At 69.9% G+C, this 12,088-nt stretch carries 12 protein-coding genes; 8 read left to right on the top strand and 4 right to left on the bottom strand.

The window, feature by feature from the left end; genetic code table 11:
* Positions 1 to 54 precede the first annotated feature (54 nt).
* Positions 55 to 1,557 (top strand): peptide MFS transporter, encoded by a 1,503-nt coding sequence (locus E4F25_RS06605; protein WP_140910360.1) that lies wholly within the window; start codon positions 55 to 57, stop codon positions 1,555 to 1,557.
* A gap of 80 nt (positions 1,558 to 1,637) precedes the next feature.
* Here the strand turns inward: E4F25_RS06605 and E4F25_RS06600 are convergent, their stop codons facing one another.
* Positions 1,638 to 2,096 carry a MarR family winged helix-turn-helix transcriptional regulator gene (locus E4F25_RS06600; protein WP_140909384.1) on the bottom strand — a complete coding sequence of 153 codons (459 nt, stop codon included), beginning with the start codon at positions 2,094 to 2,096 and terminating at the stop codon, positions 1,638 to 1,640.
* A 75-nt stretch (positions 2,097 to 2,171) separates the two neighbouring features.
* Here E4F25_RS06600 and hppD point away from each other — a divergent pair, with 75 nt between their 5' ends.
* The 5 genes from hppD to E4F25_RS06575 all read left to right on the top strand — a co-directional run bounded on the left by hppD (position 2,172) and on the right by E4F25_RS06575 (position 7,351).
* On the top strand, positions 2,172 to 3,257 hold the full coding sequence (gene hppD, locus E4F25_RS06595; RefSeq protein ID WP_140909383.1) for a 4-hydroxyphenylpyruvate dioxygenase: 1,086 nt from the start codon (positions 2,172 to 2,174) through the stop codon (positions 3,255 to 3,257).
* 10 nt (positions 3,258 to 3,267) lie between these two features.
* A complete protein-coding gene (gene hmgA, locus E4F25_RS06590) occupies positions 3,268 to 4,557 on the top strand; it encodes a homogentisate 1,2-dioxygenase (RefSeq protein WP_140909382.1) in 1,290 nt (429 codons plus the stop codon).
* A 64-nt stretch (positions 4,558 to 4,621) separates the two neighbouring features.
* Positions 4,622 to 5,227, top strand: coding sequence for a lectin (locus tag E4F25_RS06585; RefSeq protein ID WP_140909381.1), 606 nt, complete (start codon positions 4,622 to 4,624; stop codon positions 5,225 to 5,227).
* A gap of 38 nt (positions 5,228 to 5,265) precedes the next feature.
* Positions 5,266 to 6,489 carry a Na+/H+ antiporter NhaA gene (gene nhaA / locus E4F25_RS06580; RefSeq protein WP_246069800.1) on the top strand — a complete coding sequence of 408 codons (1,224 nt, stop codon included), beginning with the start codon at positions 5,266 to 5,268 and terminating at the stop codon, positions 6,487 to 6,489.
* A gap of 1 nt (position 6,490) precedes the next feature.
* Complete coding sequence (locus E4F25_RS06575) at positions 6,491 to 7,351, top strand: NAD-dependent epimerase/dehydratase family protein (RefSeq protein ID WP_140909380.1); 861 nt, start codon at positions 6,491 to 6,493, stop codon at positions 7,349 to 7,351.
* On the opposite strand, the gene E4F25_RS06570 is transcribed toward E4F25_RS06575, so the two are convergent.
* From E4F25_RS06570 to E4F25_RS06560, 3 genes are read right to left on the bottom strand one after another with little or no spacing between them, the layout of a single operon-like run.
* Positions 7,348 to 8,259 carry a DMT family transporter gene (locus E4F25_RS06570; protein ID WP_140909379.1) on the bottom strand — a complete coding sequence of 304 codons (912 nt, stop codon included), beginning with the start codon at positions 8,257 to 8,259 and terminating at the stop codon, positions 7,348 to 7,350. The genes E4F25_RS06575 and E4F25_RS06570 overlap by 4 nt on opposite strands.
* A gap of 1 nt (position 8,260) precedes the next feature.
* Positions 8,261 to 8,764, bottom strand: a complete 504-nt coding sequence (locus E4F25_RS06565; protein WP_140909378.1) for an Mpo1 family 2-hydroxy fatty acid dioxygenase — start codon at positions 8,762 to 8,764, stop codon at positions 8,261 to 8,263.
* On the bottom strand, positions 8,757 to 9,665 hold the full coding sequence (locus tag E4F25_RS06560) for a phosphoribosylaminoimidazolesuccinocarboxamide synthase (RefSeq protein WP_140909377.1): 909 nt from the start codon (positions 9,663 to 9,665) through the stop codon (positions 8,757 to 8,759). Before E4F25_RS06560 ends, E4F25_RS06565 begins: the two co-directional genes overlap by 8 nt.
* 69 nt (positions 9,666 to 9,734) lie before the next feature.
* On the opposite strand from E4F25_RS06560, the gene rpe reads away from it, so the two are divergent.
* The gene (gene rpe, locus E4F25_RS06555; RefSeq protein ID WP_140909376.1) at positions 9,735 to 10,421 is read left to right on the top strand and encodes a ribulose-phosphate 3-epimerase; all 687 of its coding nucleotides are present in this window, start codon (positions 9,735 to 9,737) and stop codon (positions 10,419 to 10,421) included.
* A gap of 196 nt (positions 10,422 to 10,617) precedes the next feature.
* Positions 10,618 to 12,084: an anthranilate synthase component I gene (trpE, locus tag E4F25_RS06550; protein WP_246069798.1), complete on the top strand. Its 1,467-nt coding sequence runs from the start codon at positions 10,618 to 10,620 to the stop codon at positions 12,082 to 12,084.
* Positions 12,085 to 12,088 lie beyond the last annotated feature (4 nt).

Genomic DNA, 12,088 nt, shown 5'->3' with positions numbered 1-12,088 from the left:
CGCATGAATCCCGGGGGAAAGATGAATACGAACGCGCCCAATGCCGCGGAACCGATGGGGCCGCCGATGAACCGGCCCTCGGGCGGGGATGCCGTGCCCGACTTCCCGCAGACCATGGGGCATCCGCGCCCGTTGTGGATGCTGTTCATGACGGAATTCTGGGAGCGCTTCGCCTTCTACGGCATGCGCTGGGCGCTGACGCTGTACATCGTCGCCGAGTTCTACGCCGGCTCCGGCGAGGGCGAGGCCCCGGCGGCCCGCGTCTACGGCGCCTACCTGGCGCTGGTCTATGCCGCGGCGATCATCGGCGGCTACATCGCCGACCGGGTGATCGGCTACCAGCGTTCGATCCTGCTGGGCGCGGTGGTGATGTCCGCCGGCCTGTTCATGATCGCCTACCCCGACCAGACCGTGTTCCACATCGGCCTGGCCACGGTGATCGCGGGCAACGGCCTGTTCAAGCCCAACATCTCGACCATGGTCGGCAAGCTCTACTCGCCGACCGACGAGCGCCGCGACTCCGGCTTCACCCTGTTCTACATGGGCATCAACGCCGGTGCGCTGATCGCCCCGCTGCTGACCGGCTGGCTGGCCGCCAAGGTGTTCGGCACCGACGCGATGCCCGATTACAAGGTGGTGTTCATCGCCTCGGGCATCGGCATGCTGATCAGCCTGGCCTGGTTCTGGTTCGGCCGTCGCCAGCTCGGCATCGTGGGCCGTCCGCTCGAGGGTGCCGAGAACAAGGGCCGGGTGCTGTGGGTGCTGCTGTTCGTGCTCGCCTCGGTGCCGGTGTACTACTTCCTGCTGGCGATCGACGCTGCGATGCTGCAGTGGATCCTGACCGCGATGTTCCTGATTCTGTGCGGGATGATCGTGGTCGAGGGCTTCCGCGAGGGCAAGGTCGCGCGCGACCGCTCGATCGCGATGCTGATCATCTTCGTGTTCAACGTGCTGTTCTGGTGCTTCTTCGAGCAGGCCGGCAGCTCGTTCAACTTCCTCGCCGACAAGATCGTGAACCGCGACTTCGGCGGCTGGATCTTCCCGGTCGGCTGGTTCCAGTCGGTGAACTCGCTGGCGATCATCACCTTCGCCCCGATCCTGGCCTGGCTGTGGCTGCGGATGGGCAAGAGGAACCCGTCGATCCCGCGCAAGTTCGGCATCGGCCTGATCTTCAACGGCCTGGCGTTCCTGCTGCTGATGTTCGCGCTGTCGAGCCTGGTGAACGCGGCCGGCCTGATCCCGTTCTGGACCCTGTTCATGGTCTACGTGATCCAGTCCATCGGCGAGCTGTGCCTGTCCCCGATCGGCCTGTCCATGACCACCAAGCTCGCGCCGTCGAAGCTGGTCGGCTTCGCGATGGGTGGCTGGTTCCTGTCCACCGGCATCGGCAACAACCTGTCGGGCATCTTCGCCAGCCACGTCAGCGGCGACACCGGCATGACCGTGGCCTCGGCGCAGGCCGGCTACACGCAGGGCTTCTGGATCCTGCTCATCGGCGGCGTGATCCTGTTCCTGATCGCCCCGCTGATCCAGCGGTTGATGCACGGCGTCAAGTAAGCCGCTCCGTTCGGGGGCATGTGGGAGCGGCGCAGGCCGCGACGGGAAAAGGCGCCTCCGGGCGCCTTTTTCCATGGGTGTCACGCCACCGCCGCCTCCGCCCGCAGTTCCAGCTCGTCCAGCCGGTCCAGCAATCCGAACAGGAGCGCGCGCTCGGCCTCCGGCATGCCGTCCAGCAAGCGTTCCTCGAAGCCCCGCGCATGCGGCACGACTTCGTCGTGGATGGCCTGGCCGGCGGGCGAGAGGCGCAGCAGGGCGCGCCGGCGGTCGCCGGCGTCGGCGGTGCGTGACAGCCGCCCGGCCTGCAGCAGGCGCGCGACCGCGCGGCTCACCGCGACCTTGTCCATGGCCGTGCGCTGCGCCACCTGGCTGGCGCTGAGCCCGGGCCAGCGCCCGAGCACCGCCATCACCCGCCACTCGGTCACGCCGAGCGAATAGCGCTGCGAGTATTCCTTCGCGATGGCGTCGCTGATCCGGTTCGACAGCACGCTGAGGCGGTAGGGCAGGAAATGCTCGAGTTCGAGGGCGTCCGGGGCCATGGGGGCAGCCGCTTGCAAATGGTTTCATTTGAAACTATAACCGTGTGCCTCGCCAACGCAACACCGGAGCCCCCCATGAGCGCGCAACCCAACCTCGGCATGACCGTCACCACCTTCGAGAACCCGATGGGCATCAACGGGTTCGAGTTCGTGGAGTTCGCCGCGCCGGAAGGCCAGGGCGACGCCATGCGCGACTACCTGCAGAAGCTGGGCTTCACCGCGGTGAAGCAGCACAAGTCGCGCAACATCACCCTGTTCCGCCAGGGCACGATCAATTTCCTGCTCAACGAGGACCCGGACTCGTTCGCCGCCGACTTCGCGGCCAAGCACGGCCCGTCCGCCTGCGGCTTCGCGATCCGGTTCCAGAAGCCCACCGCCGAGGTGCTCGGGCACGTGCTCGCCAACGGCGGCGAGAAGACCGACCACAAGCCGGAGACCGCGGCGGTCGACACCCCGACCATCAAGGGCATCGGCGACTGCATGCTGTACCTGGTGGACGACGGCCGCGACGACCTGTACGCCGACTTCCTGCCGGTGCAGGGCGCCGAGCAGGAGCCCAAGGGCTTCGGGCTGACCTTCATCGACCACCTGACCCACAACCTGTTCCTCGGCAACATGCAGAAGTGGTCGGACTACTACGAGAAGCTGTTCAACTTCCGCGAGATCCGCTACTTCGACATCAAGGGCGCCAAGACCGGCCTGCTGTCCAAGGCGATGACCGCGCCGGACGGCGTGGTCCGCATCCCGCTGAACGAGTCGTCCGACGAGAAGTCGCAGATCAACGAGTACCTGCGCGACTACAAGGGCGAGGGCATCCAGCACATCGCGCTGTTCACCGACGACATCTACGAGACGGTGGAGAAGATGCGTGAGGCCGGGATCGAGTTCCTGGACACGCCGGACACCTACTTCGAGGTGATCGACCAGCGCATCCCGAACCACGGCGAAGACGTGCCGCGCCTGGCGCGCAACAAGATCCTGATCGACGCCGACATGGAAACCAAGTCGCGGCTGCTGCTGCAGATCTTCACCCAGAACGCGTTCGGTCCGATCTTCTTCGAGATCATCCAGCGCAAGGGCAACGAAGGCTTCGGCGAAGGCAACTTCCAGGCCCTGTTCGAATCCATCGAACGCGACCAGATGAAGCGCGGCGTCCTGTAACGGAGCGGCCATGGAATACCTGGCGGGGTTCGGGAATACGTTCGTGACGGAGGCGGTGCCGGGGGCGGTGCCGGTGGGGCGCAATTCGCCGCAGAAGGTCGCGCACGGGCTGTACGCGGAGCAGTTGAGCGGGACCGCGTTCACCGCGCCGCGCGCGGAGAACCGCCGCAGCTGGCTGTACCGCATCCGCCCGGCGGCGATGCACGGGGCGTTCTCGGCCTTCGCCGGGGCGCCCGCGTTCCACAACGACTTCGGCAGCGGTCCGGTGACCCCGGACCAGCTGCGCTGGAACCCGATGCCGTTGCCGGAACGGCCGACCGACTTCGTCGAGGGGCTGTTCACCATGGCCGGCAACGGCGGCCCGTCCGCGCACGCCGGCGTCAGCATCCACGTGTACGCAGCCAACCGCGACATGCAGGGGCGCTTCTTTTACGACGCCGACGGCGAACTGCTGCTCGTCCCGCAGCAGGGCCGCCTGCGCCTGCATACCGAACTCGGCGTGCTCGAGGTCGAGCCGCAGGAGATCGCGGTGGTGCCGCGCGGCGTGCGCTTCCGGGTCGCGCTACCCGACGGCCCCTCGCGCGGCTACGTATGCGAGAACTTCGGCGCGCTGCTGCGCCTGCCCGACCTCGGGCCGATCGGCAGCAACGGCCTCGCCGCGCCGCGCGACTTCCTGTATCCGGTTGCTGCCTACGAGGAAGACGAGGGCCAGTTCGAGCTGGTCGCCAAGTTCCAGGGCCACCTGTGGCGCGCCGACATCGGCCACTCGCCGCTGGACGTGGTCGGCTGGCACGGCAACTACGCGCCGTGCAAGTACGACCTGCGTCGCTTCAACACCATCGGCTCGATCAGCTTCGATCATCCGGACCCGTCGATCTTCCTGGTGCTGACCTCGCCCAGCGACACGCCGGGCGTCGGCAACATGGACCTGGCGATCTTCCCGCCGCGGATCCTGGCGATGCAGGACACCTTCCGCCCGCCGTGGTTCCACCGCAACGTCGCCAGCGAGTTCATGGGCCTGGTGCACGGCGCCTACGACGCCAAGGCCGAAGGCTTCGCGCCCGGCGGCGCCTCGCTGCACAACTGCATGACCGGCCACGGCCCGGACGCGGCGACGTTCGAGAAGGCAAGCAACGCCGACCTCTCGAAGCCGGACGTGATCACCGACACCATGGCCTTCATGTTCGAGACCCGCTCGGTGATCCGCCCGACCGCGCAGGCGCTGGACGCGGCGCATCGCCAGCGCGACTACCAGGCATGCTGGGCCGGACTGCGCAAGCACTTCGCACCACCGCGCTGAGTCGCCTTCGCGGTGCATTCACCGGGGTCGGCTAGCCTTCGGCCGACCTGGAGGGAGACGGACGATGGGCCGGAACGCCACGCTGTACCTGTTGCCATTGCTGCTCGCCGCGTGCACCCAGGCGCCGCCGGATCCGGCGGGCGCTGCATCGCCTGCGCAACCGGCCGGCCAACAGCCGCCGCTGGACCAGCCGGAACAGGACGTCCCTCCCGCGACCGCGCCGACGCCGGGTCCGGGCCTGGCGCGCTTCGATGGCTATGCAGGCCTGCGTTTCGGCATGGAAGAAGCCGAGGCGCGCTCCGCGTGGGACGGGACCCTGGAGGGTGGGCCCGGGAAAGAGTGCCACTATCTCCGCCCCGGGGGCGATGCGCCGTCGCAGTCTCCCATGCTGATGTTCGAGGACGGGCGGTTGGTCCGCTACGACGTGCACGCCGCCGACGTGGCTGCGCCCGGTGGCGGGCGCGTCGGCATGGATGCGGCAGCGATCGGCGGGCTGTACGGAGACCGCGTCGTGGCAGGACCGCACAAGTACACCGACGGCCAGTACCTGCGCATCGAGGACACGGACGGCGACGGCGTGCTGGTGTTCGAGACCGATGCCGAAGGCCGCGTGACCGAGTGGCGCGTCGGCCTCGTGCCGCAGGCCGACTACGTCGAGGGCTGTTCGTAACGTTCCGGGCACCGCCATCGTCGCGATAGACTGGCACGATGGCTCCCACCCAGAGACCGATGTCCTACCGCGCGCTGCAGGCGCTCGCGGATTTCCTCCGCCTCGAGTCCGCCGGCGGCATCCTGCTGATCGTGGCCGCGGTGCTGGCGCTGGTCTGCGCCAACTCGCCGCTGGCCGGGCTCTACGACGGCTTCCGCGACATGCCGGTGGCGGTGGTGTTCGGCGAGCTGCGCATTGCCAAGCCCTGGCAGCTGTGGATCAACGACGGCCTGATGGCGGTGTTCTTCCTGCTGGTCTCGCTCGAGATCAAGCGCGAGTCGCTGACCGGCCAGCTCGCAGGCCTCGACCGCCTCGCGTTGCCGATGATCTGCGCCGCCGCGGGAGTGGTGGTGCCGGCGCTGCTGTTCACCTGGCTCAACCACGACGATCCGGAGGCGATGCGCGGCTGGGCCGTGCCGACCGCGACCGACATCGCGTTCGCGCTCGGCGTGCTCTCGCTGCTGGGGTCGCGCGTGCCGACCGGGATGAAGCTGCTGCTGTCCACCATCGCGGTGGTCGACGACCTGATCGCGATCCTGATCATCGCGCTGTTCTACGGGCACGACCTGTCGTGGGTGGCGCTCGGCTGGGCCGGCGCGATGGTGCTCGGCATGGTGCTGCTGAACCGCAAGGGCGTCACCGCGCTGACGCCGTACCTGCTGCTCGGCCTGGCCTTGTGGGTGTGCATGCTGAAGTCCGGCATCCACGCGACCCTGGCCGGCGTGATCACCGGCCTGCTGGTGCCCCACGTGCGCCGTGGCAACGTCATTCCCGACGAGATCGAGCATTCGCCTCTGGAGTCCCTGGAACACGCGCTGCACCCCTGGGTGGCATTCGCCATCGTGCCGCTGTTCGCGTTCGCCAACGCCGGCCTCTCGCTCGATGGGTTGTCGATGGATGCGGTGTTCTCCGCGCTGCCGTTCGGCGTGGTCCTCGGCCTGGTGGTGGGCAAGCCCATCGGCATCACCCTGGCGGCGGTGCTGCTGCGCGCGACCGGCAAGGTGCGCTGGCCGGACGGCATGGACCTGAAGGCGATGCTCGGCATGGGCCTGCTGTGCGGCATCGGCTTCACCATGAGCCTGTTCATCGCTTCGCTGGCCTACACCGGGTTGCATTACGACGAGGCGGTGCTGGGCATCCTCGCGGCGTCGCTGGTCGCGTCGCTCCTCGGCCTTGCCTGGCTGCGCGTGGTGCTGCCGGCGCACCCGGGGATGCGGGACTGACATGCGCGCGCTGGTGTTCGGCGCCAGCGGCCAGATCGGCGCGCCCCTGTTGCGGCGGCTGCATGGGGCAGGGTGGGACGTGCTCGCGGTGTCGCGCGAGCCGCGGTCCGCTGCACCCGGGGTCCAGTGGCTGCGCGGCGACCTGCAGCACTGCGACGGATTGCCGGCCGCGGTGGACGCGATCTTCAGTTGCGGGCCGCTCGACCACTTCGCGCGCTGGTACGCGGCATCGCGCATCGACGCGCCGCGGGTGCTCGCGTTCGGATCGACCAGCGCGGCGGCGAAGCTGGACTCCGCCGATCCCGGCGAGCGCGACCTCGCCCGCCGCCTGCGCGAAGGCGAGGACGGCGTGCTGGCGGCGGCCGCGGTGCGCGGCGCCGCCGCCACGCTGCTGCGGCCGACCCTGGTCTACGGCGCCGGCCGCGACCTGACCTTGGCCCGCATTGCCGCGTTCGCGCGCAGGCGCGGCTGGATGGTCCTGCCGGCCAGGGCCACAGGGCTGCGCCAGCCGGTGCACGTGGACGACCTGGCCGCGGCGGCGCTGGCCGCGCAATCCGCGGCGGCCAGCCCTGGCCGCGGCTACGACCTGCCGGGCGGCGAGACCCTGCCGTACCGCGAGATGGTCGCCCGACTTCTGGGCGCGATGCAGCCGGCGCCGCGCCTGCTGGAACTGCCTGCGCCGCTGTTCGCGATCGCCTTTGGCGCAGCGCGCCTGGCCGGCGTCGCCCGCGGCATCGGCGATGCCGCGGTCGGCCGCCTGCGCGAGGACCTGGTGTTCGACGCGGACCCGGCGGCGCGCGACTTCGGCTACGCCCCGCGTCGCTTCGACGCGGCCTCCGCGGCGGCACCGGCGAGCGGCTAGATGTCCCGCGCCTCCGGCAGCTCGCGCGACCTGGCCAATGCGCGCAACGCGATCAGCAGCACGCCGCCGAGCACCATCGCGCCGCCGATCCACAGCTGCGGCCCCGGCTCGTCGCCGTAGAACACGACCCCCAGCAGCACCGCGCCCACCGGTGCGAGCAGCAGCCACGGCGTGACCTGCGCCACCGGGTGCTTCTGCACCAGTACGTAGTACAGGCCGTGCCCGATCAGCGAGGACCCGATCGCCGAGTAGGCGGCGCCGCCCCAGCCGATCCACGTCGCTTCGCGCAACGCCTCGAACCCGCCGGGTTCCAGCCACGCGCTGATCGCCAGCAAGGGCAGCAAACCGATCACCGCGGTCCAACCCTGCTGGCTGAACATGTCGAGCCCGCTCAGCCGTCGCATCAGCACCGTGCCGGCGGCCAGGAACAACGCCGAAACCAGCATCAGCAGCAGCGAGGCCGGTGCCTGCAGCACCATCGGGTCGAAGCCGATCACCAGCACGCCGGCGAAACTGATCGCGATGGCCGTCGCCGTGCGCCAGGCGAAGCGCTCGCCCAGCCACCACCACGCCAGCAGCGCCGCCATCGGCACGTAGCTCTGCATCACGATCGCCGGGGACGACAGGTTGCCCGCGACGTGCAGCGACCAGAAGCTGAGGCCGAAGTGCAGCACGCCGTTGCACACCGCCACCGCCAGCAGCAACGGCCACTGCCCCTGCGCCGGACGCTTGAGGAACGCGCCCAGCAGCACCGCCAGGATCGCCAACCGCACTGCGGTGAACAGGAACGGCGGGATTTCCTGCAGCGCCAGCGCGGAGGTCAGGAAGTTGAGCGCCCAGGCGACGCAGATGATCGCGACCAGCAGCAGGTCGCGCGGGCCCAGTCCGCCGCTGCCCGCGGCGGACACCTCAGTAGCTCCAGCCGAGCTTGCGGTAGAGCTTGGCCAGCACCCAGGCCGGCCCGATCAGCAGGTAGGTGAGGTCGGTCAGGAAGCTCGGCTTGCGGCCCTCGATCCGGTGCCCGACGAACTGCGCGATCCAGGCGAGCACGAAGATCGCGACCGCGAGCCACAGCAACTGCAGGGTACCGAGGTTGTCGTGCAACCAGCGTGTGAGCCACGCCATCGCCACCAGCACCGCGAGCATGCCCAGCCCCAGCCTGCGCGAGGCGCGGTAGTAGAACGCCCAGGCCATGAACATCGCCAGCGCCGCCCACAAGCCGGGCCGGAACAGCGTGCCGGGCACCGGGATGCACCACAGCAGCGCGACCACGCTCCACAGGATCAGCGGCACGGCCACCACGTGGATGCGCTGGTTGGTCGCGTTGCGGTGGTCGCCCGAGTAGTGCGCGAACCAGCGGTCGATGTTGCGCGTCGCGCTGTCGTGCGTCGCGTCGTCGTGGGTCTCATCCATGCCCGTCCTCCGTCAACCGCGCCAGCGCCTCGGCGTACTTCGCCCGCGTGCGCTCGATCACGTCGGCGGGCAGGCGCGGGCCGGGCGCGGTCTTGTCCCAGTCCAGTGTCTCCAGGTAGTCGCGCACGAACTGCTTGTCGAAGCTCGGCGGGCTGGTGCCGACCGCGTACTCGTCCGCCGGCCAGTAGCGCGAGGAGTCCGGGGTCAGCATCTCGTCCATCACGTACAGCCGGCCGTCGGCGTCGGTGCCGAACTCGAACTTGGTGTCGGCGAGGATGATGCCGCGCGCGGCGGCGTGCTCGCGCGCGAACGCGTACAGGCGCAGGGTGGCGTCGCGCACCTGTTCGGCGAGGTCGGCGCCGACCGTGCGCACCATGGTGTCGAAGTCGATGTTCTCGTCGTGGTCGCCGACCGCGGCCTTGGTGGACGGGGTGAAGATCGGCTGCGGCAATTCCTCGGCCTGGCGCAGGCCGTCGGGCAGGGCGATGCCGCTGACGCGGCCGGTGCGCTGGTAGTCCTTCCAGCCGCTGCCGATCAGGTAGCCGCGCGCGATCGCTTCCACCGGCACCGGCTTCAGCCGCCGGGTCACCACCGCACGCTGCTCGTACGGTACGGGATCCACGCCCGCCGGCAGCACCTCGGCCACCGGCGTGCCGGTGAGGTGGTTGGGAACGATGTGCGCCGTGCGCCCGAACCAGAAGTTGCTGATCTGGCACAGCATCTCGCCCTTGCCGGGGATCGCGTCCGGGAGCACCACGTCGAAGGCGCTGAGCCGGTCGGTGGCGACGATGAGCAGTCGCGGCCCGCTGGCGTCGGCGGGTAGTTCGAACACGTCGCGGACCTTGCCGCGATGGCGCAGCACCAGGCCGGGCAGGTCGGATTGCAGCAATGTGGTTGCCACGCAGGGCTCCCGACGGGCAGCGGGCCGGCCAGTGTAGGGCAGCCGGCGCCAGCGGGTACACTGCCCCCCATGCCAGCCGCCCCGCAGCCGACCGTCATCGCGCCCTCGATCCTGTCCGCGGATTTCGCCCGCCTGGGCGAGGAAGTGGACGCGGTGCTCGCCGCCGGCGCCGACTGGGTGCACTTCGACGTGATGGACAACCATTACGTGCCCAACCTCACCATCGGGCCGATGGTCTGCGAGGCCCTGCGCAAGCATGGCGTGACCGCGCCGATCGACGTGCACCTGATGGTCGAGCCGGTGGACCGCATCATCCCGGACTTCGCCGGTGCCGGCGCCACCGAGATCAGCTTCCATCCCGAGGCCAGCCGGCACGTGCACCGCACGATCCAGCTGATCCGCGCCGAGGGATGCCGCGCCGGCCTGGTGCTGAACCCGGCCACCCCGGTGGACGTGCTGGACTGGGTACTGGAGGACCTGGACCACGTGCTGCTGATGTCGGTCAATCCGGGCTTCGGCGGCCAGGCCTTCATTCCGTCGACGCTCGACAAGCTGCGCCGGGTGCGCGAGATGATCGACCGCAGTGGCAAGCCGATCCGGCTGGAGATCGACGGCGGGGTCAAGCCGGACAACATCGGCGGGATCGCCGCCGCCGGCGCCGATACCTTCGTCGCCGGCAGCGCCATCTTCGGCCAGCCCGACTACGCCGCGGTGATCGCGGAAATGCGTGCCGCGGTGGCCGCCGCGCGCGGCTGACCCGAAGCGGGCGCAGAAAAAGGCCGGCGCACTCGCCGGGCGCCGGCCTGGGGGTAAAGGTGGAGGCGTCCTGCCTCCGTGCTCGTCCTTGCAGCGTCTGCATTTTGCAGGTCCCTGGTGACAGGAACGTGATGCGCGGCCGGAACTGGCCACGGCGGGCGATAATGCCCGCCTGCCGCCCACGGGGAAGCCCTGCTTGAGTGCCGTCAAGTTGCTGCCGGTCGTGCGCGAGGTGCCCGCCGACCTCGACACGCCGCTGTCCGTCTACCTGAAGCTGGCCGATGGCCCGCACACCTACCTGTTCGAGTCGGTGGACGGCGGCGAGCGCTTCGGCCGCTACTCGATCATCGGCCTGCCCGCGCGCCGGGTGTACGCGTTCGCCGGGCACACGCTGTACGTCAGCGAGCACGGCGAACTGCTCGAGGCGCGCGAGGTCGCCGACCCGTTCGCCGAGGTCGAGCGCCTGCGCCGCGGCTTCGAGGTGCCGCGGGTGCCGGGGCTGCCGGGCTTTGCCGGTGGGCTGGTCGGCTGGTTCGGCTTCGAGTGCGTGCAGTACCTGGAGCCGCGGCTGCGCGACGCTGCCGGCAAGGGCGTCGAGGACCAGCTCGGCACCCCCGACATCCTGCTGATGCTGAGCACCGAGGTCGCGGTGTTCGACAACCTCAAGGGCCGGCTGTACCTGGTGGTGCACGCCGACGCCGCCGACCCGCAGGGCGTGGCGCGCGCCAACCGCAGGCTGGACGAGCTGGCGCACCGCCTGCGCCACGGCGGCGCCGGCTACCCGCAGCTCATGCAGCCACGGGCGCTGGACGAAGCGCACTTCGTCTCCGGCTTCACCCGCGAGGGCTTCCTCGAGGCGGTGGGTGCGGCGAAGGAGTACATCGCCGCCGGCGACGTGTTCCAGGTGGTGCTGTCGCAGCGCCTGTCGGTGCCGTTCCACGCGCGCCCGCTCGACGTCTACCGCGCGCTGCGCTCGCTGAATCCGTCGCCGTACATGTACTTCCTCGACGTCGGCGAGATGCAGGTGGTGGGCAGCTCCCCGGAGATCCTGGCGCGGCTGCAGCACGACGCCGAAGGGCGGGGCACGGTCACGGTGCGCCCGATCGCCGGCACCCGCCCGCGCGGCGAGACCCCGGCCGAGGACGACGCGCTGGAGGCCGAGCTGCTGGCCGACCCCAAGGAGCGCGCCGAGCACCTGATGCTGATCGACCTGGCTCGCAACGACGTCGGCCGGATCGCGGAAGCCGGCACGGTCGAGGTCGGCGAGCAGTTCGGGATCGAGCGCTACAGCCACGTCATGCACATCGTCAGCGAGGTCACCGGGCGCCTGCGCGAGGGCCTGTCCTACGCCGACGTGCTGCGCGCGACCTTCCCGGCCGGCACCGTCAGCGGCGCCCCCAAGATCCGCGCGCTGGAGATCATCCGCGAGCTGGAACCGATCCGCCGCAACGTCTACGCCGGCGCCATCGGCTACATCGGCTGGCACGGCGATGCCGACACCGCGATCGCGATCCGCACCGCGGTGATCCAGGATGGCAAGCTGCACGTGCAGGCCGGCGCCGGCATCGTGCACGACTCCGATCCCGCGAAGGAGTGGGAGGAAACCATGAACAAGGGCCGCGCGCTGTTCCGCGCGGTCGCCACCGCCGCGAAGGGGCTGTAGCGCG

This window comes from Cognatiluteimonas lumbrici (assembly GCF_006476065.1).
GTDB lineage: Bacteria > Pseudomonadota > Gammaproteobacteria > Xanthomonadales > Xanthomonadaceae > Cognatiluteimonas > Cognatiluteimonas lumbrici.
The sequence above is the reverse complement of the archived record's forward strand: the minus strand, read 5'-3'. Positions and strand labels throughout refer to the sequence as shown.